We start from the raw sequence: 26480 nt of genomic DNA, 5'->3' as shown, positions 1-26480 counted from the left end.
ATGCCAGGTAACGATGGAGAACCCGCGTCGGCGGCCCGAGCCTACGTCCAGGCTGGCTCTGTCGGGCATCCATCCGCTGCGGTCTCTCCAGCATGGCGACCGTGGAAACCGAGCAACCTAGTCCTGGTCCCGACCGGCGCCACCCAACAGGCCCGATCGGATCAGGAGATAAACCAGGGTCAGGATGGCACTGATGGTGGCGGCGACGTACGTCATCGCCGCGGCGCTTAGCACGCGGCCCACCTCACGGTCCTCCGCCACCGACACCAGCCCGCTGGCCACCAGCGTCTGCCGGGCTCGCGTGCTGGCGTTGAACTCAACCGGCAGGTTGACAACCTGGAAAATCACCACCATGGTGAAGAGCGCAACACCCACGGCCGCCATGCTCGTGAAGCCCATGCCGATGCCCAGGAAGGCCAGGGTCATTCCGAAACCCGAGCCGAAACTGGCGATCGGCACCACACTGTTGCGTATCGCCAAAGGCGCATACCCGCGGGCGTGCTGGATCGCATGGCCTACCTCATGGGCGGCTACACCCGCGGCGGCAAGCGATCGACCGTGATACACATCCGGGCTCAGCCGCAACACTTTGTGCCTGGGGTCATAGTGGTCACTCAGATAGCCCTCCACCGGCTCGATGGATACGTCGTAGATGCCGTTGGCATCCAGGATCCGCTGGGCAACCTGCTGCCCGGTCCAGCCTCGTTCCGACGCGATTTGGCTGCCGCGGGCAAATGCGGACTTCACCTTCCACTGCGCGTACAGCCCCAGCAGAAGGCCAGGCAATCCCACGTAGATCAAGTACATCGGGTCAATCCAACCGAACATTGTTCAAAGCTCCTGCTTTCAGCTTCATGCATCCCTCCGCCGCCCAGAGGATATCCCTCCGTTGGCTCAACCTATATACGGCTTGCGGAGCCTGCAAGCCCAGTGCCAATCGCCGAATGCGCTTAAACCATTGCCAGGAAAGTAGTTGCCACAAGACCAAGCCGCCTGCAACCCGCCAGAATGGCAGGGTTGAGCCCGGTACGGCCACACGGCGTGACGCCGCCCATCAGTCGCACACTACAGGTCACTGTGAAGATCCGCTTCGCTGAGAACCTCAAACTTGTTCCGCAGCAGCGCATCAGTGGCGATCTCGACATTGTCCACGGCCAGAACAAGGGCCGGGCCCAGACTGGTCGGCAGCAAGGGGTAGCAGTAGGCGATGTTCGTCTCACTGCTCAACAGACACTGCCAGACAGAGAGCAAGCCCCGCTGCCCCGGCGGTATCTTGACAACCACCACCTCCGTGCCTCCGCAGGCGAAACCGCCTGCCTGAAGGATCCGGCGAGCCTCGTCCGGGTTATCACAAATGATGCGAACTACCCCATACTCGGCAGCGGGAATCACCGACAGGCCGAGAATGCGGACCCGCTCCGCGTCAATGAGCTGGCTGAGACGCAGGAGTTGCCCTACCCGGTTGTCCAGAAAGACGGAAAGCTGACGCACCCCGGGCATCCCCTGCCCTTCCAAGGTCTCGAAACGGCTAGGAGCCATGGACATGGCAGCATTCTACCTCAGTTGCAGGGTGTGCCAAACCTGAGATCCACGGTTCTGCCACTCTGGCAGGGATGACACGTGCCCTTTCATCGGCAGGAAGCCGCAACTAGGTGTAGAGAAAAAGGTTAAGACAAAGAGCCTCCATCGAAGACCCGATGGCATCGCGCGTGCATTCAGACTTGTCACTAGCTGCGCCCAAGGCGCGCCTCTAGGCTGCACGCGAACGCAGCTCCGGCGAGTCGGCAGGCGACGGACGGGCGAGTTGGATCGCCGGCGCGCGGGACCGCAGCAGAGGGAGCAAGCGTGATGTCGTCGAAGATCATCGGGATCGATCTGGGAACCACCAACTCGGTCGTCGCGATCATGGAAGGCGATTCGCCCAAGGTGCTCACCAACGCCCAAGGGTCTCGCCTCACTCCGTCCGTCGTCGGCTTCACCGAGAAGGGTGAACAACTCGTCGGGCAGATCGCCAAGCACCAGCAGGTCACCAACCCGACCAACACCGTCTTCTCCATCAAGCGTTTCATGGGCCGCCGGCACAACGAGGTCCACTCCGAGGAGAAAATCGTTCCCTACAAGGTCGTCGGCGGCGAAACCGATCTGGTCAAGGTCGATGTCCGCGGCAAGACCTACACCCCGCCCGAAATCTCGGCCATGACCCTCCGCGATCTGAAGAAGACCGCTGAAGACTACCTCGGCGAGACGGTGACCCGCGCGGTGATTACCGTCCCGGCCTACTTCAACGATGCCCAGCGTCAAGCCACCAAGGATGCCGGCGAAATCGCCGGCCTGAAAGTGGAGCGAATCATCAACGAGCCCACGGCCGCAGCCCTGGCCTACGGTCTCGAGAAGAAAAAGAACGAGAAGATCGCCGTCTTCGACCTGGGCGGCGGCACATATGACATCTCCATTCTGGACATCGGCGACAACGTGTTCGAGGTCCTCAGCACCAACGGCGACACCCACCTCGGCGGCGACGACTACGATGAGGTGCTGATCAACTACGTGGCCGAAGAGTTCCGCAAACGCGAAGGCATCGACCTCCGCAAGGACGCCATGGCCCTGCAGCGACTGAAAGAGGCTTGCGAGAAAGCCAAGTGCGAGCTGTCCAGCCTTCAGGAGACGACCATCAACTTGCCCTACATCACGGCTGATCAGAGCGGTCCCAAACACTTGCAGGAGACACTCACTCGAGCCAAGTTCGAGCATCTCACCAGAGACTTGACCGAACGATGCCGCGGCCCGGTCATGAAGGCAATCAGGGACGCGAAACTCTCACCCAAAGACATCGACGAGGTCGTTCTGGTCGGCGGCTCAACACGCATGCCGGCCGTCCAGCAGCTCGCCAAGGAGATCTTCGGAAAGGAACCGAACAAGAGCATTAATCCGGACGAGGTCGTCGCAGTGGGTGCAGCCATCCAGGGCGCGGTCCTCACCGGCGAGAAGGATGACATCGTCCTCCTCGACGTCACCCCGCTCTCACTCGGCGTCGAAACACTCGGCGGAGTCATGACTAAGCTTATCGAACGAAACACCACCATCCCGACCAGCCGAAAAGAAGTGTTCAGCACCGCGGCCGACAACCAGACCGAGGTCACCATTCACGTGCTCCAGGGGGAACGCGAGCTGGCCAGCGGCAACCGCTCGCTGGGCCGGTTCAACCTGGCCGGTATCCCGCCGGCACCGCGCGGCATGCCCCAGATCGAGGTCACCTTCGACATCGACGCCAACGGCATTCTGAACGTGTCCGCCAAGGATACGGCCACCGGCAAGGCCCAGTCCATCCGCATCGAGGGCAGCTCCGGCCTGAACAAGGATGAGGTCGAGCGGATGCGCAAGGAGGCCGAACTCCACGCCGCCGAGGACAAGGCTCGCCGCGAACTGGTCGACCTCAAGAACCAGGCCGACAACCTCGTCTACCAGACAGAGAAAACTCTGAAAGAGTACGGCGACCGAGTCCCCGCGAACGAACGGGGCTCGATCGAGGCGGCCCTCAATCAGCTCAAGGAAGCGGCCAAGGGCGACGACAAGGACAGCATCCGCAAGTCCATGGAACAGCTGGCCACCGCCTCGCAGACCATCGGCAAGATCATGTACGAGGAAGCCGCCAAGAAGGCCGGAGCCGCGGGTGCTGCCCAACCCGACGCGCCCGCCGGATCGACCGCGACGGGCTCCACTCCCAAGGACGACGACGTCATCGACGCCGAGTTCGAGGAGAAGAAGTAGCCGGCCCAACCGCCGTCCGGAAGCTCCCGCGAAGGAGCCAAGGCAAGCCTATCCCGGGACTCGCCTCGTGCCTTCCTTCTCCTGACCCAGACCAAGCCGGCAGTGGCGGCCCCTATCGGCAACCCGCCTTTGGCGCAAAAAAAGCCCCGGCAACACTCCGGGGCTCGGTATTCTCTCGACTCACTTGCCCGGACCCCACCCCAGAACGGCAGAGGCGAGGGCCAGCATCGCCACCAACCACCGCCTCACGGCTGCTCCTTCGTCAGGATGCCCACCGGATAAGGCGAGACACGAACGCGAGGAGCATACCGCTTCACGTACGGCACGTTGCCTCTCTTCTTCCACTCGATCGGCTGAACGTACTTGCCGGAGCCGTCCGCGAACGCCACCGCGAGCCCGCCCTTGGGACTGTGCCGGTAGTGCGGCAGGCGACCCCACACCCACTCGTAGTTCTCGAGGTACGGCCCATTCATCGAACCGCTGTTGGTAATCAACAGCGCGGGCTCGTTGGAGGCGTCTTCATTGCCGCCATCACAGTACAACACAACCTCACTGGGACGGACGATCTTGCCCATGTCCCCTTCCAGCCGCTTGGCACGGGTCGGCGTCTCGTCGCCGCTCCGCCCCACGTGGGTCTTCGGATCCTCCGACCAGGGCTGCCCCTCTCTTGGGTTCGTCGTCGGATCCGAGATCCCGAACACGTCCTCATTGGCCGCGTAGGAAACGGCACCGACGACAGAGCCACCCGTCGGAGACCAGACGTTGTTGACCGGGTCCTTGTCTGAAGGGCACACGAGCACCTCCACCCGACCGAACTTCTTGTAGTAGTAAGAGGCTTCCTTGCTGCCCTGGGCCGCCTCCTCAAAATACTGCTCAGCCCGCTTGTATCCAGAGAGACCCAGCTGTTTGGCGTAAGCGATCGGCCAAGGCTTCAGCCAGTTCGTCGTACCCGCAATCATGCCGTGGTTGAAGAAGCCGTTCTGGTATTCGTACTTGGTGTAGTTCGCATCGACGACCGGCCATTCCTGGTAGGTGCCGATGAGCTGGGCGAAGCCCCGGTGCTCGGTGGCGAAAGTCAATGTCGCCTTGGGCATGTTCGACATGTTGGTCAGACACACCACGCGCTTGGCCTGCTCGCGAGCCTGCGAGAGAGATGGCAGGAGCACCGACAGCAGCAGCGCGATGATCGCCACGACCACCAACACCTCAATCAGCGTGAAGCCCTTCGATCGTTGACCAATCCTCACCCTAAGTGGTCCTTGCGTCATCCTACACGTAGTCCACAGAGTCATTGCACCTTCTCCCGATTTGGCTGGGTCCATTCCGCTTAAGTCCACTATACCACAAGTAAGGATCGGAACACCAGAGGGTGCCAATCCGGTTACTTTCTTGCATGGGGGCCTTTGCCCTATTCTGCAGCAGCCTGAAAACCGACCCGCCTTCGTGCCTCCCGACGCCCGCCGCAGCGAGCCCAAAGACACAGCCGGGAACCACTCGGGGCGCCTCCCTGCCGCCAGTCGTCCCTCACAACGCCGCCCCAAGGCGGCCCTAGGCCCTGTAATGTATCACAAGTCACGAAGCCGAAAAGAATTACGTCATCGGCTTCCCGTCTCCAAGACCATAAGACCCTTCCGCGGGTTCGCCATCGACCCAGGCCGCAAGGACGCCGCTTTCCGCGAGCCGCCCCGCAGGCTTCGGCCCAGCCGACATGCCCCCTTGGGCCACACCATACACCCGCCACCGGGGGTCCTATCACTCTGACGTATTATATTAACCCTGACACCGAATTACGCAACAAAAAAACGCCCCGAATGCGTAAAACGCGTGCCCGGCAGACCACGAGCCGTGAGCCCCGCGCCGGGGGGGAGGACTCACCCGCCCACCAGAACGCCCAATGCCCGAGCATCGTGTCTCGACCGACCGCCCCCTCGTGGCCTCCATCCATCTTGCAGCCCCCCGTTTCAGCTTCCGGCCTTTTGCCCTACCATGCCGCCATGGTCGAGATGGAGTCGATTCGAATCCGGTATGCGGATTTCTACGAAGCCCATGCCCGGCTGTGGCATCCTCGGGAAACACGCGGCGCCGTTCTCTATCTGCATGGGATTCAGTCGCACGGATTGTGGTTCGAGACCTCGGCCCAGCGGCTGGCCGAGGCGGGCTATGCGGTGCTGCTTCCCGATCGCCGCGGAAGCGGGCGGAACGAGATCGAGCGCGGACACACGCCTTCCGCCTGGCGACTGCTCCGCGATGCCGCCGAGGGCATGGATGAACTGCACATCCGGACCCGCTTGAGCCGGTTCCATCTGGTCGGGGTCAGTTGGGGCGGCAAGCTCGCCCTCGCGCTGCACCGGTACCTGCCCGCCAGGGTCGCAAGCCTCGCTCTGATCGCGCCCGGCCTGTTCCCCAAGGTTGACATTCCACTCGCTCAGAAGATCCGCGTCGGCTGGTCGGCCATCACCAACCGCCACGCCGCGTTTGACATTCCGCTCAACGATCCGGAATTGTTCACCGCCAATCCGGCCAGGCAAGCCTTCATCCGCAACGACCCTCTGGCACTCCGGACAGTAACCGCGGCGTTTCTGCTCGCCTCGCGAAAGCTGGATCGATACGCCCGACAAGGCCAGCGACCGGCGACCGGTGGCCGCAACGGATTTCCCGAAGAAGCCGCCGAGACATCAAAACGCCAAGACACCGGCCCGCAAAGAGCAGGATCCCACGCCGAAGGCGTGACCTGCGGCGGCTGCCCCTTGCGAGTCTTCCTGGGCGGTCAGGATCGGATCATCCACAATGCGCGAACCAAGGAGTTCGTACGCGAGCTGCCTTGGTCGCGGCGTGAGATCATCGAGTACCCAGAGGCCCATCATACCCTTGAGTTCGAGATCCGGCCCGACCGGTTCTTCGACGACCTGGTCAATTTCATCCCCGAGGCAGAATGAGAACCGGCGAGCCCGCAGGGCTCCGGGGAGCATAGCCAAACGCCGCCCCCTTGTACTCGAGCCCCCTGGCTCTTGGTCCAACCGGTGCCACCCGGGAAGCCCGCCGATCCCTGCGTTCCTTGCCAACCTCCTGGTCGGCAGGCCGGACAGGAACGACGCCGTCTCCTCAGGCCCGTGCCGCCCGCACCCCGAGCCACGAGGCGTTGCCAACGCCCCTTTGCACCCCCACATCCCCGCCCCCGCGCCCCCGCGCCGGATCCGTCATCCAAGTTGATCAGACCGCCCATAGCCCATATACTCACTAATCTGTACAGTTTTGCGGCCAAGTCCGCGAGACCGGCGGCCCCATCGTCTAGAGGCCTAGGACACCGGCTTTTCACGCCGATAACGCGGGTTCGAATCCCGCTGGGGTCAATGAAGTATTTAGAACTATCCCGCACTTGTCCGCAACTAACCGCAAAGACTCGACTTGCGGTTTCCCGTCACTCTCAGACTGCGGCTCTTTGCGAGTCATGACTTGTGGTTGCTGTGCCGGATTCTGTGCCGCTTTTTCAAAGTGCGCCCGGGTCACCTGAAGGTAGTGGGCCCTGACCTCCTGCGTGCTCGTCTCGAGACACAGCTACGAACGCTGCCGCCGGTTTGGCGGCCAATCACCTGATCGGCGCGCGTTCGCACAAGTCAATCAGGCCGATTCAGCTGGAAGTAGTCGACGATCAACTCGCAGCGGTCGCCCTCCACGGGTGCCCCGGTGAACCGAACACCGATTGAGTTGGGCCCTTCGGCCATGTGGGCGTACTTGTCCAGCTTCTGACCGTTGACCAACAATTCGTAGCTGGATCCCTTCACACCAGGGGCTGCCCCCAGCCTCGGAACGTACCGATCACTCCAATTCGACGGTACCGCGAAGGTGAAGCTACTTCCAACTCCTCCAACCAGCTTGACCCCACGACCTGCGGAGAGTTCCTGGGGAAGGTCCTCGTCGTCGACCCATGTCATGCCGGGAGGCAAGCCGCCCTTCGCCACACAGTTCTCAGCCTCGATCGCACCCCGCTGAACGTGGACGCGGGGAATCCGTTCGCTCACCGGCGTGTCCTCGAAGGTATCGCTTCCACCAGGTAGCTGATACCAATAGGCTACGGAGTAGTAGTCGTTCTTGACCTTTTCGAGCGGCAGGGCAGCATAGTCCTCCATGGTCATCCTGAACGACCTATAGAAGGGAATGTTGTCCGCCATGTGCCAGCGGTAGCAGCCCTGCATCCGCTCGCGGACCTTCTGGGGATGTCCATGCAAAGGGTTGGTGAAGTGCCGGATGCTCCCGGCGTCACCGAAGTAGTCCTCGGAGCCGGTACCGAACCAGGAGGGGAACTTCTCGCCATCCACCCACACCTTCTCATCGCCCTCGCCCCACCATCCGCCATGGATGTTGTCCGGAAACAGGCAGACGCCGACGAACTTGCCGGCACCGGTGGCTTCGATGAACGAGTAGTCGAACGTTGTTGAGGCTTTCTGCTGGCGATACTTGGCATGAAAGAGGCCCCAGTTCTCAGGGACTTCCTTGCTCAAGTGACCGACCGAGACCTTGACCTTCGCCGGCATTCTGCCTTCGTTAATCAGGAGGATCTTCGCGGACTTATGAAACGGCATGGGAAAGAAGCACGCGTTGAGCTGGTCCGAAATCTCCATGGGATACGATCGATAGGGCACGTCCTTGGGTTCGCCAAAAAAATCGCCGATCGGGCAGTTGATGGACGGCACCTCCGCCCCGTCCCAGTAGGCCTTCAGCAACACCTTCCGCATCGCCCATTTCTCAGAGGACATCAACTTGGCCCGGAACTCGACGATAACCGCCGGCCCCTTGATCTCCTCAACCGTGAGCGTCTCGCCGGGTTCGACTGTGACTTCCCTGACCTTGTAGCGCTCTTCTCGCCCACCAGCCCACTTCGCGGCGGTTTGGCTCACTGCCTGTTGCTGCTCGCTGGTCAGCGGCAGCTTGAAAGTGTCCACCTGCCAGCCCTTCGGGAACGTCCGGTAGTCAATGTGGTAGAAGAGCCTCGGCGTCTGCGATTTGCCGTCCTTGCCGATGATCACGCTGGTGACTTTGCAGCTCTTGGCGAACGGGATCGGCAGATAGCAGTCAGCCGCCGAGTAGGTGTTCTTCGGGTCGCGGCACCAGACCAGGGGCCTGATGAACGGCCACATCTCACCCCGAAACAGGGCAACGAAATCCCATTCGTAGGTCGGCTTGGTGTCCCCATCCAGGTAGAAACGGATCACGCCCTGAGGATTGGCGGACCAAATGCGGACAATACATCCCGGACCCTCCATATCCGCCATCACGCCTTCCTGTGTGTCAGGGTCGACGCGGATGTACTGCCCGGAATCGCCATTGGCTTCCCAGTCAATGTACTTGCCTGTAGCTTCGTCGAGGCGGCTTCTACGGTCGTAGCTGCTGAACTGCCGACAATACACGCCCGGCTCGATGACCGGCAGGCGGTTTAGATCAGTCAGGAAGCTGAGCAGCTCGCTATAGCTGAGCCGGACCTCGCCAACCGCCACCTGGGTACGGAGCAACGGGACAAAAAGAGCCATCACCAGAATCCGACAGGGAAGTCTGCACGGACGCATGTGTCAGCCTCTATTCCCTGACGAAATGCCCTCTCTGAGCCCGGCCCTCATCACGACAACCTGTGGCTCGGGCGGACCGGGTTCGGGTACCGGACCGATGGCACGGGGTGCGGCAGAAACCGGGCCAAGGCACGAGGGTAACATTCAGGATCAGGGAGATCCATGAACCAGGTCTTCCGAACATGTTCAAGAAGCACAATCCGGCCTGGCGGGGATGTCCTTTCCGCTGTAGCACCTCTGGAAGACGCCGAAATCCGACTGGTCCACATCGTCGTCTTCATCAAGTCGTGCCCACCTGCACCCGGGATCTGTCTGCGGGATGGCGGGCCCCGATACGCAATCCTCAAATGCCACGAGGTCGTCCCTGTCCACGTCGCAGTCCGCGTCAACGTCGAGCATATGTCCGCAGGCCGTCGGGTTCCAGAGGCTGACGGAGCTCGCGTTCTCGAGGTAGATGGCGTCAAGGTAGATCGGGCCGGAGTTGGGACCGCTGCTGCCACCGGCGGTCTTGATGTAGAAGGTGCGGAGGCTGCTCTGAGTACCCGAGCGGAAACCGAATGTCTGGCCTCCATCCGGGGCGGCCAGTTGGTCGGAAGGGGCGGCCGATGCGCCGGGCACGTCGTTCAGCCAGATCTTGTAGTGGTTTTTAGAGGTATCAACCAGCACCCACATGTTGTACCATTTGTTGCTTTCGAGTTGAGTCAGTACCTCGTAATTGCCTTCCGCCTCGTTCCAAACGCGCAGATCCAGGTTGTGCGAGCTATTGGCCATGCCGATTTCAGTCGCAAAATCGCTGAACTCGGTCGGGCTAGTCAGTCCGGAGACACCGACGGAGAAAGTCTGTTTGTCGCTGACCCGCAGCCGCATGAACATCATGCGCACCGTCCCATCAGGGATCACGACTTCCTCGTTCAGCAGCGACTTGCGGAGCGTGGAAGACGCCGACGAAACGTAGAGTACCTGGTTCATCGGGTCCGCCGGGTCGACGACGATCTGATTGTCGCCTCCTGAGGACACCCAGCCGTCCTGCCCACCCACCGGGGCGATGTCCTCATCCTCGAAGTCGTCGAAGAGGCGGAACGACGCTCGAGACGTGCCCATCGTCAGGAAGAGGAAGACCACAACCGGTAGCATCCAGGTTCGCCTGGTCATTGCATGAACTCCATCGACCCCAGGAACGGGATCCACGCGCGCGGCGGAGCCGATCCGGCAGAAGCCGGGTGCCGGCGGCCGACGCTCGGACTCTCCAACCGCCTTGCCGATGACATCATTCCGTCTCTCTCGACCGTGGAGAGGCTCCACGCCCGGGGTGCGACGTGTTGATGCGATCATTTAATCACTCGAACCACGTCAGAACCAGCGAAGTCGGCCCCGTCCGTCATGATCCCGGTCAGCGTCAGGACCGCGCTGGGCGGAGACACCATGGCCTCGATCGCGGTCTCACTGAACCTGGCCACCAGGTTGCCCCTTCTCCTGGTTCTAAGAGACTAAGGACACTAGTCCTCCGATCACCCGTGTCCTAGCACGCGGCGCACCACATGTCCCATAATCACACGGGTTGTTCAGAAGTCCTGTTCCCAGAAGAAGTTGCTGACTTTCGCAGTCACGCACACCCCCGGCCAGAGCAGCATTTGGGCGGCGAGGTTTGGCCGGGTGGCGAAAACCTCCGCCGCCAGAACAACCGCTCCGGCCAGCCGCTCAGTCACGCGCGTGCGCCCACCAACCGAGTCAGTTGAGGAAGGCGAACGGTGAACCGGCTACCCTTCCCCCGCTCCGAATGGACATGCAATTCACCACCGTGTTGGCCAATGATCGCTTTGACCAGGCCCAGACCGATGCCGTTGCCGTCCCGCTTGGTCGTGAAGAAGGGAAGGAAGATCTTCTCCATCAGTTCAGGAGGGATGCCGCTCCCTTCGTCTTGAACTTCCAGTTCCCAGCTGTCATCAGAGATCTGACAGGGTCTCACGACAATTCGCACCGTTTGGCCACCCTTGGAGGCCTCCGCGGCGTTGGTCACGAGGGCAACGATTGCCTGTTCGAATTGAAGCCGGTCGATCCGGACCTCGCCGACCCGAGGGTCAATTCCGGCCACGGCTTGCACCCTGCGCCGTTCCAGGGTCGGCCGCACTGCGGTGAGAACATTCGAGACCACCTCGGAGACCAAGACCGGACGGGGCTCGCTCTTCGCCGGTGCAAGCGAGCCCTTCAAGTCCCGCAACCAAGCCTCGAACTGGGTGACCGTCGCGGCGATCCGCTCCTGGCACTCCAAGACCTCGCGATCCCGGACCTCGTTTTCGGCGCCTGTGGCGGACAGAGCGCGTATCTCGGAAAGCGGTGCCCGCATATGTTCCTCGAGATGGGCCACCATCTCGCTAGCCGCGGCCTGCCGCTCCCGATCCACAAGCCGATCCTGAAGGCGACCGATCTGAGCCGCCATTTGACTGATCTGACTCCCCAGCTTGCCCAGTTCATCGTTCCGGGGGAGACTGACCTGAGGACTGAAATCGCCTTGTCGGACCCGGGCGATCGCCTGTTTGAGTACTCCAACCGGCTGAATCACCCACCTCCGAACGAACCAGAGCCCAATAACACAAAGAAACGCTCCAATACAGGTGTTCACAACCAGAACCTGCAGGATTCGGCTCTGGGCTTCGGTCGCCTTGTAGATGCTCTGTTGGCGACGGGTTCCCAGTGTGTGGATCTCGTCCGACAGGAGTTGGTCGAGTGAGGTCAAGAACCGTTCCGATCGGCTTACGTCTGGCTGCCCCCCGGTCTGGGACGCTGCCGCGATGTGCTGCGTGACCAGGTGACGGATTGGCTCCCAGCGCGGGCCTAGGGATTGGGCAAGGGACGAGCCGTCCAAGCTCAAAATGGTCCTGGAAATCTTCTGTGTCGCCGCCTCACGATCGAGAGAGACAGTTGGGTCGCTCGGCTCTCGGTCACCGGCAAGGCGATGTCTGCGAACATCAGCACGCAACTCCTCGACCTGCTGCTGCTGGGCGAAAAGGCCTTCCGTATCTCGAAATGCCGGCTTGAAAAACAGCAGAAGACAAGCGGAGGAGATCCCGAGATTGACCAGGATCGAGGCCACATAGATCCAAGCCGTGAAGCCCAGCTTGCGGCCCAAGGACCATGAATCGTACCGGCCGAATCCCAATTCGTGCTCCCGTTACAGACGCACGCCGCCGGTTTTCCGCGGCTTACTCGCTGGCACGGAGACCCAGTTGGCGGTCAGGCGGGCGATTCTACCCTCGAGGGGATGGCGTGTCTTCGCTCGCCAACCTCGGTGGGTGGCCTGAAGTGACGAGCGACGGTCACAGGCTTTACGCGTGAAACCTATTGGGCTATAATGAAAGAGTAATGCAGGTCTGGAACGTGGGACGGGGCACAGCACAAGTGATGTCGCGGAATTGCGCAGGCTGTCCCGACTCCGAGAGCGACCAGCGGTTTGCGTCCACAAAGAGCTGCCCGTCATGAAGCACCTGGCCGACGAGCTTCGCTGCCTACGTTGTCCCGGCATTCGCCGTGGCAGGTCGATGGTGTGGATAGTCGCCTTGACTCTGAGCGGCCTGCTGCAGCCGGCCGCCGCTCAGGCGGACCGAGTGACGTCACAGGATACACACGGCGACGCCGTCGCCCACCGCACGGACGTCGGCGCTGACGGCCTCATCGATACCGCCGGTCATCAACTGCCGGACCTGCTGTCGTGGACTATCGGTACTTGGAAGCCCAACAACCCCAAGATCGATCTCTTCTCGGGCACCTGGGCCAATACCGGCGACTTCTTCCGACTCGACCTGGTTTTTGAGGGGCTGGTTAACCCGCCCGGTCCCGTGGGCTGCTGTGGTGATGCTGCTTTCGACCCGTTCCGGTACGGCCCCAGCCCGGTCTCCGGGTACATCGAGATCGACGTGGACCAGGACGTGAGCACCGGCGGCGAACTGGAGTGGCCCAGCCTTCGCTACCTGGGCAACACTTCACGGTTCGGGGGCCTACCCCAACAAGTCTCAATCGGTGATCGGGCCGCCGTCGACGCACGAGCATTGGACGGCAACGTGACCACGTCACCGCAGGTGGAGTGCAGCGGTGAGGATTTTCATTTGGAACTGACAGGCTGGGAGGCGAGTATCAGCCAAATCGAGCGATCCGATACGTCGGATTGGCTGTTCAGTACAGGCGAAACGTGGATCCTCTCAGGGCGCTTCTTCCATCGTGCCCACGGATACAGCCCATTCAGTTCGGCTTGCTGTCGAGCGGGGGTATCCATCGGCAACTACGAGCCCCTCGTCAAAGTGCAGTTCTCGCACGCTTCCATGTCCGACCGGACGACCATCAGCCTGGTTTATCCACTGACCAATGCGGGCTCCGCTTCCATGACTGGGAGTGGGGTGGTGGAACCTGCGGACGCCTTTTTCACCAATCAAAACAGCGTCTCCGAGGGCTTGTGGGAACTGGTCATCAGTGCCTTCGCGGCCACGCCAAGCGATCGACTGCTTCCCGAGTTTGCGCTCATCGCTCCCTGGGAGAACAAGAATCCTGATGGCCACCTGGATCCGACCTTCTGGCGGCTGACCATGCTGGTTGGGAGCAGCTATCCTTCGCCCGAGGATGCCCTGTTCGTATGGTCGGACCTCTATCCTAACGTCAAGACGGGCGATCTAAACGGCGACGGCAACGCCAACTCGGCCGATCTGGTCATCTTCAATTCGTACCTCCTTCAGAATGATGGTGATCCTCTCATCGACGCCGACGGCCAAGTCAACGGCAGTATCGAGATTGTCGATTTTGGGCCTGGTTTCAGTCTGTGCGATCTGAACTATGACGGACTGGTGGATGGCGATGACGGCGCCATGATTGGAGGTCCGCTGTCATCTCGGGCTGATTTTGACCACGATGGGGACGTCGATTTGACCGACTTCGGACACTTGCAGCGGTGCCTGACCGGCGGATCAGGCGCGGGACTCTTCGGCCCGGGCTGCCGGAACGCCGACCTGGATCGTGATTTCGATGTGGATCAGGAAGACATGGGTGTTTTCGTTCGTTGCGTGAGTGGACCGGCTGTCCCGGCTGATCCGAGTTGCGGCCGGAACTAGCGCGACATGCAGGCAAGATAAATGGCATGAGCGGTCGACAGTCAAAACTCTCAGTCACGGCGACGGGGAAAGGGTTCACGCTGCTCGAACTCCTCGTCACGGTCGGTATCATTGCCGCGCTGATCGCGATCCTGAGCGTGTCCGTGTCCAAGGTTCGGAATGCCGGCCGGACGGTCATGTGCATGAATAACCTGAAGACCGTTAGCCAGGAGTTCTTCCGATTCGCAGATGACTCGACGCGCACCTATCGAGGAGACAGCGAACGGACGGGAAGGCTGTTTCGAATCGAGGACTTCCAGGAGAAGCTCTACCGAGTGCACGAATTCTGGGATGGAGGCGACTCCAAGGAAATCGCCATCGATCAGTCGACGCTGCCGTTGGCCTGCCCGGCGGCCTCGGGCATTCTGACCAAGCGAAGGAGCCTGCCCTGCAGCGAAAGCGCTGTTGTTCCGCTGGAGAACATCAGTACGGCATTTAACATGCGGCTGGATCGCGTGAGCACGGTCGTTCGGGGTTGGCCGCTGCTTCAGCGGACGCGCCTGACCACACGAATCCTGGAGCATCCTGATGTTCCGCTGGCCTTCGGAGCTGACGGGGCAGAGGCGGCGCGCAACGGCGTCATCCCCTACTACTCCACTCCGTCGGCGGGAGACACCGGTCTATACGGAACGGGCAAGTTCTGGTTCCCGTCTCTTCGACATGAGGGCAAGTTGAATGTGGCCTTCATCGGTGGGTACGTGCTGAGAACCGCCGACCCGGGCAGCTCACCCAAGTCCAACTGGAAGTACCAGCCGCCGCTGCAGTAACACCATGACGCTCCGCCATAAATTCGGTCTCCTCGCCTTGCTCTACGTCGCCACGTTGGCGGCCAACTTCGCGATGTGCTCCTGGTGCCTGCTGATGTACTACCACTCTTTTCTTGAACGGCAAGCCAGTGAGCCTGCCGGATTGGCAGAGGCAGGCGGGGTAACGGGCAATTCGATACGAGCGCGCCCCGGTCTGGAAGCCGACAACACCTTGAGACTGACTACCGCAGGACCCGTGGAGCGGCCATGGCGCGAAACGTACATTCTGCAGATCCTAGGGCTGAATGCTCTCTGTGGACTGGCTGTGGGGCTAGCAGCCTCAAGGCTGGTCCGGCGCTGGGTCATCCGCCCCGTTGAGATACTCCACGACGCCGTGGTCGAAATCGCAGGCGGCAGGCTCTCGCACCGGATCGTAGATCCGACGGGTGATGAACTCGGCGAGCTCGCCCAAGGCGTCAATACCATGGCCGCCAGCATTGTGACAATGCAGGGGCAGCTCGTTGAACACGAAAGACGACAAGTCGCAAACCAGGCGTTGCGCTGTATCGTTCACAACATTCGCAGTCCTTTGACCGGGATCCGATGGCTCGCGGAGGCCATTGGGATGCGAAGCGGCCTTGATCCCAGGACAGCCCGAGCCCAGAACCGCATCACGGAAGTCGTTGATGGGGTACTGAGTTGGCTTCAGGGTTTTCGCGAGTCCCTGGCGGCCATGTCCATGCAGGTTCGAGAGACCAGCGCGGCGACCGTCATCAGGATGGCGTTGGAAGGATGTGCCGAGGTCGCGGACGAGCGAGGGATCACCGTTGAGGTACACCACTCGCCCGAGGTTGCCCAGATTCGTCTCGAGCAGGTACAGTTTGTCTCGGCGCTGCAGGTGGTGCTTTCGGTCGCGATCGCCAAGACGCCTGCGGGAGGGATTGTCCGGCTGAGTATGGGCCGATCCGGTCAACTGCCCGGCTATTGGCAGGTGGCCATCGAATACGGTACAGCTCTCGCCGGCGACTCGTCCTCCGCTCGGTCACACCGCATCAGCCAGGATGACCTGGCCATGGCCGAGAGGGTCGTGCGTCTGCACGGCGGGCGGCTTGAGTGGCTTCACGCTCCCCAGAAGCCGGGTCGCTGCCTCGTAATCATGCCGGGTTAGCATTTGAGTGAGGGCGTATGGCGGACATCCTGATCGTCGACGATGACGCGAATCTGCGGGTCGCCCTGGAGATGAGCCTCAAGCAGGCCGGCCACCACTGCAGGCTCGCCAGCACGGGGGCTCAGGGATGGGCAGAACTCCAACAACAGCAGCCCGACCTCGCTCTGCTGGACCTTCAGCTTCCGGACACAAGCGGCGTGGAACTGCTGGCCCGTATGCACGAGGAGCGAATGAACCTCCCCGTTATCATCATGACGGCGTTCGGCACGGTCACCAATGCCGTCTCGGCGATGAAACAGGGAGCCACCGACTTCATCGAGAAGCCGCTGTCGGTCAAGGACATGTGCCGGCTGGTCGTTCGCCTCCTCAAGAGTCGTGAACTCGTTGAACGAATTGACAATCGCCCGGACGTCGATTTGGCCGAGACGGGAGAAACCCAGCTCATTGCCGCCAGCCCGGCGATGAAGCAGGTCACGGCGCTGGCCGAGAAGATCGCCCGTTTGCCCACCAGGTCCGGCATCGGTCTCACCGCGACACTGATCTGCGGCGACACCGGCACCGGCAAGGAGATGGTCGCCCGGTTCATTCACCGGCACGGGCCCAATCCCCACGGACCGTTTATCCATGTGAACTGCACGGCCATCCCGGAGAGTCTCTTCGAGATGGAACACTTCGGCCATGAACGTGGTGTGTTCACAGACGCCAAATCGGAAAAGCAGGGGCTGCTGGAGGCCGCCAACGGAGGAACGCTCCTTCTTGACGAGATCGGGGATATGCCCCTGCAGATGCAGGGCAAGCTGCTTGTCGCAATCGAGACCGGTCGGTTCCGGAGAGTCGGGGCGACAGCCGAGCAGACCGTGGATGCCCGCATCCTCGCGGCTACGAACATCGATCTGGAGGAGAAGGCCCAGGCCGGCCGATTCAGGATGGACCTCTACCACCGACTCAAGATGTTCCAGATCCGGCTGCCCCCGCTTCGAGAGCGGCCGGAGGACTTGTGGGCTTTGGCCGAGTACTTCCTGGGTCAGTTCAGTCGTCAATTGCAGCGAGCTGTTCCCGTGCTGACACCGGAAGCTCGCGAGTTCATGCGCGGCTATTCCTGGCCGGGCAATGCCCGCGAACTGGCCCACGTAATCCTGCAGACGCTGGTGACGAGTGATGAGCCGGAAATCCTACCGACTCACCTCGGGCTTCCCAACGCCCCGGCAAGCCCCTCAGCCTCCTCACCGACTGCGGCAATCGAACTCGATTTCTCGGCCGGTTCACTTTCGCTGGCCGAGGTCGAGCGCCGTCTTCTGCAAGCCGCCCTCGCCCATGCCGGCCACAACATCACCGAGGCTGCACGCCTCCTCGGCATGCCACGAGGTACACTGCGGTATCGTCTCGAGAAGCTCGGTCTCGTGTGAGGGTCAGGCCAGCACCGCCACCATGGAGAAATACGGGCGGCAGAAAAACGGCGAGAATACTCGCCGCTTATCGGATGTTCGCCATTCTGCGTCTCGGCGACCCGTCCGCACGCGTGGCCTGCTGGATCCATAAAACCAATCCTGAAAATGAGTTACATAGTCTTTGCCGCGGGAACCGCCGCTTGGCGCGGGGGATGCTCTGGCGGTCTCTGACGGCCAGTCCGTGGGATTGGATGGTTGCCGCATCGAGGTTTGATAAGTACGCGACGGCGGCTGCCAGCAGTAGGCAAGCGGCAGTCGTTTCAAGAAGCCTCCTGAGCCATTCCAGCCGGTCTTGGCGCCGTCGCGTTGGCAAGATCGGCTGGCAAATCAGGGGAACCAGCACATGGAAACCGAGACGATCCTGCACGTCGCCCTGTTCAGCGGCATTCTGGGTTTCTTCGCGTTTTGTGCGTCGTACGCCTTCCACGTATGGCGCAACCGGAATTCCGCGAACCGGCAGAAATCCGCACCCATTCCGGGGGCACGTCTGTTCAGATGGTCCATCCTGTCCATCTCTCTGGGCTGCGTACTTCTGGTTGTGTCGTTGATCTGGCGGGAAGTCAGACCGCGCGAGGGCGTCCTCTCGGGAGACGGTCTGTACACGGTGCGCGCCGAGGGCAACCTTAAGCTGGAGTACGTCACCAACGCCCGTACGGTAACAACAGGCGATGTGCTCGCCCGCTTCCGCTCACCCGAACGCCGTGCGGAGATAGCTGAACTCGAGCTGAAAAGCCAGATTCTCGATACCCAGAGAAAAGTCGTCGAGCTTCAACCCCTAACGCCGGACAATGAGCTGGTACGTCACTACGAGAAGTGCGTCGCAGATCAGCGGCAACTCCTGGCTTCTTTGACCTACCTGATTCCCGAGCACGCCGTCGTGATACGCGAGAAGCTGCGCGACCGGCTGGACAAGACCGAGCGGATCAACACATTGACCACGCGCATCGACGACGCTCGCCGGGAGCTGCAGCAGGCGGAGGCGCGACGTGTGCTGGCCGACAAGCATCGGGTGCGGATGGAGAGTCTCTCCGGCACCGGCGCGGCGGCCGAGGTCGAAATGGATGAACGGAGCACGGACAGCACCGTCCAGGCGACCGAGGTATCACGCCTTCGGAGCTCGATCGGCAACCTCGAGACCGAGCGAACGCACCTGGAGCAAAGCCTGCCTGCGTTTGCCGCTTGTGCCTCCCAACAGGCCGAGGATATCGGCCGGGAACTGGCCCGTGTTCGCGAACAACTGACCGCAAGCGAGAAGGAGCTCTCCACGAGCAGCGCTCGTCTCGAGCACGATCGTAAGCGAGCCGAACTGCTCAAGGCAAAGATGCTCGCTCAACTGGACCTCGAAGTCCAGCAGTGCGAGGCCAAGCTGGAGGGCGTTCAGGACGTACTGACGATCAAAGCGCCCTTCGACGGCGTGGTGGCCTATTCGGACTCTGCTCCGGCTACCGCCTTGCCGCTGGCGCCGGTGGTGATTGTCACTCCCGAACAGGGTTTCCGTTTCCGGCTGCGCATGGCCGAAGCGGAGATTGGCCCGTTGGCTCGCCAGGACTCAGTGACGCTCGGGCTCGTTGCCCCTGTGCTCCAACGTCGTTTTGACGGCCGGCTCATCAGGTGGAACAAGCTCGCCCACGAGCCTGGCTACGTGGTGGCCGAACTCGCCTGCTCGCCGCCACCGGAGACCATTCGCGACCTGGTTGCCCGCGATTGGGCAGCGCATGACGGGAGCACGACACCCACCGTCAGGATCCGGCTGCTTTGGCGACCGCCCCTCACCGTATCCCCGTTGTTCCCTCCGGCGGTCTGCATGCTGGCCATTGGCCTGATCGGGCTCTGTGCGGGAGGGCTGCGAAAAACTAACCGCGATGATTCGCGCGAGCCGTCGGTGGATGCCCTTGAGGCCGACAGCACCCCGTCGGGGCCTCTCGCACCGCCGCCGACCGAGCTGATTGTACCCCTGCCTGCGGCAGAGCTGGCCCTGGATGCGGCAGAGGTTGAGTCTGGCGCCGTGGGGCGGAACCTGCAGCTGCTTGGTCACCGTCTGCGCGAGTCCATCAAGCGACACTGCATCGAGCCCTCCTTGCTGCGGGCGCTGGAATGGGCGATCGACCGGCATCACACACGGGCCCTCAGGCATCTGATGATCGGCCTGGACCACGATCCCGCCCTACCGTCGAGCCTGGAGCGATGGCAAGCCCGGGCAGTGAGTGAATCGGAGAAGATCGCGAGCGAACACGACCGACCGGCCAGTCGGGTGATTCGGATTGTGGAGGCCCTCGCTCCTGAGTTGCTCGGCAGCGGAAGGTCGTCTAGGGCCATCCATCACGACGCCTCGGATTCGCCGACCGGATACTCGATGCCGTCGCCAATTCCGCAGTCGTCCGCTCTCCCAATACAGAGCGGATCGCGGTAAGCCGGAGGGTGTTAGGATGGCGAGTCTCGCGGCGCCCAAGTGCGTGTTCTCGAATCACATTCTCGACGCGGACCCCCGCTGCGCCATGCCAGGACGCCTGCTGGTCGTAACCGTGGTCTCCACAATGGTCATGGCCGTCTTCGCCTCAACTTACGTGCCCTATCGTGTCTTCTCGTGGTCGCTGAGTCTGATCCAAGACCATCCCAACCGTGCTCTACTTTTGCCGGCAATCCTCTTTTTGACCGGCGCGGCATTGCTTTCCGGGGGGCGGTGGATCATCTTCTTCTCTCTGACGTTTCTCGAGTTGCGCAGATACCGCCGCCGACGGAGTCCCCCTGTCGCCAGCTGGCCAACTGTATCCATCTTCGTGCCGGCCTTCAACGAGGGAGACACCATTGCCCCGGCTCTGGATTCACTCATCGCCCTGGACTATCCAAGCTTCGAAGTGATCGTTGTCGACGACGGCTCGACGGATGCCACTTACGAAAATGCCACCCCGTTTCAGGGCGATTACCGCAACTGCAGCGTCCGCGTTTACCGCAAACCAAACGGTGGGAAATGGAGCGCCCTCAACTTCGCTTTTGCCCATTCAACCGGCGAACTCTGCCTCTGCGTCGATGCCGACTCCAAGCTGGCTCCGCAATCCATTCGCCTCATGGTGGAGCGAATGTCCAATCCCACAATCGACGCAGTAGCCGGCCAGATTCGGGTGCGCAACCGAGTCAATCTGCTGACTCGCCTGCAGGCTCTTGAATATGTCATGGCCAGCGGAGCACTGCGTCTGGCCCAAAGCCATTCGGGAACGGTCCTCGTGGTTCCCGGACCACTCGGGCTCTATCGCCGTTCAATCATGGAGGAGGTCTTCATGCGCTGGGGCCCGAGCGGACGTCCGGTCAAACCCGGCCATATCTATGGCCCGCTGGACGGAGACACGTTCGCCGAGGACTTCGATCTCAGTCTGTCGGTCCTCTCTCTCGGGGGACGGATAGTTTACGAGCCCTATGCCGTCTCGCATACCAAGGCGCCCGAATGGCCGTTTGCCTTGCTTAGTCAACGCTACCGCTGGGCGCGAGGCACCATTCAAGTGCTGAGGAAGTACTTCCAGCGTTCACGCGCCTACCCGTCAATGCTCCGGCCGCGCGTGTTGGGCTGGCTTGCCATCACGTACGGCGCGGAGATGTTCGCCTTGCCGTTTGCCTATGCGGCCGGGATGGCCGCGGTGCTTTTCTATCTGGTGAGCGGCGGCAGCCTGGCAGCGATCCTCCTGGGTGCTTGCCCGGTCCTCATGCTGAGTCTCAACGCAGCGGCGTTCTGCATCGCCCTGCACGGCGACAGCCTGTCACTCTTGCCCGCGTTGCTCGTGTACGACTTCTATCACGGATTCATGTTGAACAGCGCCTGGCTTATTGCGGTTCTTGACGAGATCCGCGGCACCTCGATGCGCTGGTCTTGAGGGAGGTTAACAGATGATGTCGCTTTGGCACCATGGAATCGGGCCGATGCTTGCCGCTTGGGTGATGGCCTCGGCAGGCACTGGCGCCGCTGTCGCCGCAGAGTTCTTCGACGATTTCAGCTACGCGGGTGGCGGGGCGGGCAATCCTGTGGATCCTCAGTTCCAGTGTTTCGGCTGGTACGTGCGAAACGGGTCGGGAGGGCCGGGGCCGGCCGGGGTCAGCTGGCGGGAGGATTACGTAACCTGGGCCGATGACCCGTCGATTCTCGGTAACCGCGTCATGCGACTTCGAGCGACGACCGACGGCACAGCTGCGGGTACCTTTCAATCCGAAGTTGACACGGATGGTGACCCGTTCCTCGAGGGTACCTACAGTGCCCGGATCAAGTTCGCCGATAGCTTCGCGGGTGCCGGCCAACACAGCGTTCAGGCGTTTGTCACCTACAAGGGTCTGGTCTGCGACCCGAGCTACTCCGAGTGTGATATCGAATACACACCCACGGATCCATGGAGCACACGATGCGGAGCGTTACCTGCCCTTCATCTGCAGACCTGGGAGCAATTCTGTGACAACCCCTTTGTCGAAGAGAAGCTCCCGGGAACGCCATCGCCAGTGTGCGGGACACTGGCGGGCTGGCACACCTACACCATTCAGATCAGCGATGGAACGGTGCGCTATTACGTCGACGGGGTATTGCGGGCCAGTCACGGGGGCAGATACTACCCCGAATCGAGCATGCGTATTCTGCTGTTGCACTGGTTTGCGACGCCCCTCAACGCAAATATCAGTGCCGATCTGACCATGGAGGTGGACTGGGTCTACCATGCGACAAACACGATTCTCACCGCCGCCCAAACCGAGAGCGCCGTGGCGGCGTATCGAGCGTCGGGGGTCACTCGCCATAATGGTCTGGGCACGTTCCCCGACTGCAATGCGAATGCCATTCCGGACTGGTGCGAATCTGACAGCGATGGGGACGGCCTCATCGACGCCTGCGATGACACGAAGGTGTGGCGAGTCAAGCGGGATGCGATCGGCGCACAGACCGGCCTGAACTGGGCCGACGCATTGACCGATCTGCAGTCCGCCCTGGCCGCCGCCAAGGCGGGAGATGAGATTTGGGTAGCGGCCGGCACCTACCAACCCGCTTTGCCCGACGGAGACCGCAACCTGAGCTTTCGCCTCGTGTCAGGCGTTGCGCTATACGGCGGCTTCGCCGGCTACGAGTATCAGCGGTTCGAACGCAACCCGTCTGTCAACGTCACCGTGCTCAGCGGCGATCTGAACAACAACGATGGGGTATTGCCGGCGAACAACGCCGACAACAGCTACGTCGTGATCGACGCATCCGCAACCGACGCCTCGACCACATTGGACGGCTTCACAGTCACCGGAGCGAATGGAACATACGGAGGAGGCTTGTTTATTGACGGCGGCAATCTGACCGTCTACTCCTGCTCGTTCATCGGCAATTCGGCCGTATTCGGAGGTGCCATCTGCATGCACGAAAGCGAGCCCACCATCTCCCGCTGCTACTTCGGGGGCAATCAGGCGTTACAGGATGGCGGAGCCTTGTACCTGGATCTGGGCAGCTCGCCCCGAATCATCGCTTGTGCGTATGAGGGCAATGAGGCCGGTTACGCTGGCGGCGCGGCCCGAGTACTGGCGAGCTCACCCCTGTTCATCAGCTGTACATTCCGAGGCAACCACGCCCAATACGGGGGAGCCATCCAGCATTACGAGTCGGCAGCCCCGATGCTCGCCAATTGCCTGTTGAGCGGCAACGTAGCCGGCGACGCCGGGGGGGCGATCCACAACACGGGCAGCTCACCACTCGTGGTCAATTGCACCATCGCTTTCAACTCCGCCGCACAGGGGGGAGGCTTACTTGGCTGGCCACCCAGCATGACCACGGTGACCAACAGCATCGTCTGGGGTAACAGCGACCTGACCGGGAACGGCGAACAAGCCCAGGTGGCCACCACCACCGCCAGCCTGAGCTACTGTTGTGTTCAGAACTGGACGGGAACGGCCAGCGGTACGGCAGTATCCGCGGCCGACCCGTTGTTCGTCGATGCCGATGGACCAGACAACGTGCCCGGCAACGAGGATGACAATTATCGTCTGCGTGGCGGTTCTCCGTGCATTGACGCAGGCGACAACTCCATTCTGCCCCCTGACGTCGTCGATCTTGACGCCGACGGCAACAGGACCGAGCCAATCGCTCTCGATGTCGCAGGCTATCGACGACTTGAGGATGCGGTGGCCGTGCCGGACACCGGACTCGGAACAGCCCCCCTGGTTGATCTTGGTCCGTTTGAACACGTGCCGGTGCTACCAGGAGATTTTGACTACGACCGCGATGTTGACCTGGTGGATTTCCGGCATCTGCGGATGTGTGCCCTCGGGCCCGCTATCCCCCAAACCCGTCCGGAGTGTCTGGATGCGGACCTTGACGGGGACGCCGACGTGGATCAGGCCGACTTCGGCCTTCTGCAACAATCCCTCGGCACGAGAGAGTAGAATGACCGGAGCGGCCGACGTCCTGTACAGCGACACTGTAGTGGAGACCGTTCCGGCGACGAGTCTTTGGGGCCAAGGGAGAATCACCCCGAAATCCGTCCCTCCGCTGTCAGTGGAATGCTCTCTGGGTGGCATAGACACGAGGAGCGCGGCGATAATGTCGAGACGAACAGCCGTCGGCACGGGGCGGAACGAAAGGCCCATGTGACAGGGGCATGATCTCTGTGCCGACGTCACCTACTAGGAGGCGTTCAGATGAGACGATTGGCGGGCATGTTGGTGGCTCTGTGCCTTCTCACAGGATTGGCACAGGCTGAAGAGAAGGTCAAGCTCAAGGACGGAGAATCGGCATCCCATGGTGGGGATGCGGCCACCTACCAGATTGTGGATGTCTACCAGTTTCCGGGCTTCCGCATCGCGCAGCTCAATCTGCCGGTGCTGTCGCACTACTCCTACATTCTGGCCAGCGGCAAGGAAGCACTGGTCGTGGATCCCGGCCGGGACGTCCAGAGCTATCTGGATTTCGTCAGCAAGGAAGGGTTGACAGTCAAGGGCGTGTTCCTGACTCATTCCCATGCCGATTTCGTCGCTGGCCACATGGAGATGGCCAGAGCCACAGGCTGCCCGATCTACAAGCGAACCGTCGCCGGCACCGAGTTCAAATATGAACCGCTCAAGGAAGGCGACAAGCTGACCGTCGGCGAGGCAACGGTGGTGGCCATCGATACGCCCGGCCACACACACGAGTCCCTCACCGGCTATGTCTACAGCCGCCAGAAGACGGATCGGCCGGAAGCCATGTTCACCGGCGACGTCCTGTTCGTCGGCAGCGTGGGACGACCGGACCTGCTCGAAGGCACCATGACCGCGGCGACATTGGCTTCGATGTCCTTCGACACCTGGAACAACAAGCTCTCTAAAGCGGGTGACGACGTCATGATCCTCCCTGCACATGGGGCCGGCTCGCTCTGCGGTGCCCACCTCAGCGACAAACCTTTCTCGACGATCGGAGCCGAGAAGACGTCGAATCCTTACGTGCAGCATCACGGTCGCAGTGAATATGTCGCGGCGGTGCTGGAGGGCTTGCCGGAAGCCCCGCAATACTTCAAGCACAACGCGGCCATGAACAAGAAGGGTCCGGAACTCATTGACTGGAAGGCCGCGTTGCCCCCGGAAGTACCAGCTGGTCCGGAACTCACGGACGCCAGCAAACACTATGTCGTTGACCTGCGAGACGCGGATTCGTTCGCGGCCGGACACATCCCCCATTCGGTCAATATCGGCGTGCGCGGGCGTTTCGAAACCTGGACGGGCATCATGGTGCCCTGGGGCGCGCCGCTGGTTCTCTGCGGCAGCCCAGAGGAGTTGAAGGAAGCGATTCACCGTCTACATCGGGTCGGGTACCGGGCCGGGATTATCACCTGGGAGAGTTGGAGGAACGCGGCTCTGCCGGTCTTGACTAATGCGCCAATCAAGCCTGCCGACCTGCATGCGAGGATGCAGCAAGGCGACGCCCCGATCATCGTCGACGTGCGGCTGCCCAGCGAATGGATGGGCGTCCGCATCGGCACGGTAGTCAACCTGCCGCTGAATCACCTGGCTGAGCTGTCGGTGAAGCTTGATCCGTCGCTCCCGGTCGTGGCAGTGTGCAACTCCGCCTACCGCTCCAGCATGGCGGTGGGAATTCTGGAACGAAACGGCTTCAAGCAGGTTTCGTCGCTCGCCGGCGGCAGCGAAGCCTGGATCAACGCCGGCCTGCCGGTCCACGGGTCTGAAACCAGGGCGGGGGGGAGCTCGCCGGGCGCCCATCGGGCCGTGCGCCTCGCGGATCGGATCTCCGCCGAGGAACTCAAGCGAACGATCAAGGACCTGCCCGGGACCTTCGATCTGGTGGACATCAGGCCGCCCCAGGATTTCGCGGACTACAGCATCCCCGGCTCCAGGAACGTGGATATCGCCGATCTGATCGGCAACCCGGCGTATCTGGTCGGTGCAGGCCCGCTGGTCGTCGTAGACCGGGACGGCTCCCTGGCCATGCAGACGGCGGGCATCCTCTCTCAGAAAACCCAGCGTGTGGTCAAAGCCCTGTACGGCGGCGTAGAGGGCTACTGGCAGGCAAGCGAGTTGGCTCCGGCCGTAAGGGAAGTGCCACTCTCCCCTCGAACCGGGCTCATGCCCGTACCATCCGCTGCCGCCCCGGCACAACGGCCGTTGCAGCCCAAACCGGAGACGCCGCAGGCTCCCAAGAAGAAGAGTGCAGGGTGCTAACC

The 26480-nt window shown here is 61.8% G+C and carries 17 protein-coding genes and 1 tRNA gene; 11 read left to right on the top strand and 7 right to left on the bottom strand.

Annotation, left to right across the window (positions count from 1 at the left end; all coding sequences use genetic code 11):
* Nucleotides 1-117: 117 nt before the first annotated feature.
* Both KA354_11575 and KA354_11570 read right to left on the bottom strand, forming a co-directional pair.
* Nucleotides 118-828, bottom strand: coding sequence for a zinc metallopeptidase (locus KA354_11575; protein MBP7935277.1), 711 nt, complete (start codon nt 826-828; stop codon nt 118-120).
* A 237-nt stretch (nt 829-1065) separates the two neighbouring features.
* On the bottom strand, nt 1066-1545 hold the full coding sequence (locus KA354_11570; protein ID MBP7935276.1) for an acetolactate synthase: 480 nt from the start codon (nt 1543-1545) through the stop codon (nt 1066-1068).
* A gap of 303 nt (nt 1546-1848) precedes the next feature.
* Between KA354_11570 and dnaK the strand changes: the two genes are divergently transcribed.
* Entirely contained in the window at nt 1849-3768 is a 1920-nt protein-coding gene (gene dnaK / locus KA354_11565) for a molecular chaperone DnaK (GenBank protein MBP7935275.1), read from the top strand.
* Between the two features lie 245 nt (nt 3769-4013).
* Here the strand turns inward: dnaK and KA354_11560 are convergent, their stop codons facing one another.
* Nucleotides 4014-5036: a prepilin-type N-terminal cleavage/methylation domain-containing protein gene (locus tag KA354_11560; GenBank protein MBP7935274.1), complete on the bottom strand. Its 1023-nt coding sequence runs from the start codon at nt 5034-5036 to the stop codon at nt 4014-4016.
* 726 nt (nt 5037-5762) lie between these two features.
* Between KA354_11560 and KA354_11555 the strand changes: the two genes are divergently transcribed.
* Complete coding sequence (locus KA354_11555) at nt 5763-6704, top strand: alpha/beta fold hydrolase (GenBank protein MBP7935273.1); 942 nt, start codon at nt 5763-5765, stop codon at nt 6702-6704.
* A 341-nt stretch (nt 6705-7045) separates the two neighbouring features.
* Nucleotides 7046-7118, top strand: a tRNA-Glu gene (locus tag KA354_11550).
* A gap of 264 nt (nt 7119-7382) precedes the next feature.
* On the opposite strand, the gene KA354_11545 is transcribed toward KA354_11550, so the two are convergent.
* The 4 genes from KA354_11545 to KA354_11530 all read right to left on the bottom strand — a co-directional run bounded on the left by KA354_11545 (nt 7383) and on the right by KA354_11530 (nt 12063).
* On the bottom strand, nt 7383-9329 hold the full coding sequence (locus tag KA354_11545; protein MBP7935272.1) for a DUF2961 domain-containing protein: 1947 nt from the start codon (nt 9327-9329) through the stop codon (nt 7383-7385).
* A gap of 186 nt (nt 9330-9515) precedes the next feature.
* Nucleotides 9516-10481, bottom strand: coding sequence for a hypothetical protein (locus KA354_11540; GenBank protein MBP7935271.1), 966 nt, complete (start codon nt 10479-10481; stop codon nt 9516-9518).
* Between the two features lie 410 nt (nt 10482-10891).
* Complete coding sequence (locus tag KA354_11535) at nt 10892-11035, bottom strand: hypothetical protein (GenBank protein MBP7935270.1); 144 nt, start codon at nt 11033-11035, stop codon at nt 10892-10894.
* Nucleotides 11032-12063, bottom strand: coding sequence for a HAMP domain-containing histidine kinase (locus KA354_11530; protein MBP7935269.1), 1032 nt, complete (start codon nt 12061-12063; stop codon nt 11032-11034). The genes KA354_11535 and KA354_11530 overlap by 4 nt, the downstream gene beginning before the upstream one ends.
* Nucleotides 12064-12802: 739 nt before the next feature.
* Here KA354_11530 and KA354_11525 point away from each other — a divergent pair.
* The 8 genes from KA354_11525 to KA354_11490 all read left to right on the top strand — a co-directional run bounded on the left by KA354_11525 (nt 12803) and on the right by KA354_11490 (nt 26478).
* Nucleotides 12803-14422, top strand: a complete 1620-nt coding sequence (locus KA354_11525) for a dockerin type I repeat-containing protein (protein MBP7935268.1) — start codon at nt 12803-12805, stop codon at nt 14420-14422.
* A gap of 26 nt (nt 14423-14448) precedes the next feature.
* On the top strand, nt 14449-15228 hold the full coding sequence (locus KA354_11520) for a type II secretion system protein (protein ID MBP7935267.1): 780 nt from the start codon (nt 14449-14451) through the stop codon (nt 15226-15228).
* Between the two features lie 4 nt (nt 15229-15232).
* Complete coding sequence (locus KA354_11515) at nt 15233-16375, top strand: HAMP domain-containing histidine kinase (GenBank protein MBP7935266.1); 1143 nt, start codon at nt 15233-15235, stop codon at nt 16373-16375.
* A gap of 17 nt (nt 16376-16392) precedes the next feature.
* Nucleotides 16393-17781 (top strand): sigma-54-dependent Fis family transcriptional regulator, encoded by a 1389-nt coding sequence (locus KA354_11510; GenBank protein ID MBP7935265.1) that lies wholly within the window; start codon nt 16393-16395, stop codon nt 17779-17781.
* A gap of 385 nt (nt 17782-18166) precedes the next feature.
* Nucleotides 18167-20233, top strand: a complete 2067-nt coding sequence (locus tag KA354_11505; GenBank protein ID MBP7935264.1) for a hypothetical protein — start codon at nt 18167-18169, stop codon at nt 20231-20233.
* A 16-nt stretch (nt 20234-20249) separates the two neighbouring features.
* Nucleotides 20250-21686, top strand: coding sequence for a glycosyltransferase family 2 protein (locus tag KA354_11500; protein ID MBP7935263.1), 1437 nt, complete (start codon nt 20250-20252; stop codon nt 21684-21686).
* Nucleotides 21687-21699: 13 nt separating this feature from the next.
* Nucleotides 21700-24210, top strand: a complete 2511-nt coding sequence (locus KA354_11495) for a family 16 glycosylhydrolase (GenBank protein MBP7935262.1) — start codon at nt 21700-21702, stop codon at nt 24208-24210.
* A gap of 273 nt (nt 24211-24483) precedes the next feature.
* Entirely contained in the window at nt 24484-26478 is a 1995-nt protein-coding gene (locus tag KA354_11490) for an MBL fold metallo-hydrolase (GenBank protein MBP7935261.1), read from the top strand.
* The last annotated feature ends 2 nt before the right edge of the window (nt 26479-26480 follow it).

It is taken from the genome of Phycisphaerae bacterium (genome assembly GCA_018003015.1).
Lineage (GTDB): Bacteria > Planctomycetota > Phycisphaerae > UBA1845 > PWPN01 > JAGNEZ01.
The sequence above is the reverse complement of the archived record's forward strand: the minus strand, read 5'-3'. Positions and strand labels throughout refer to the sequence as shown.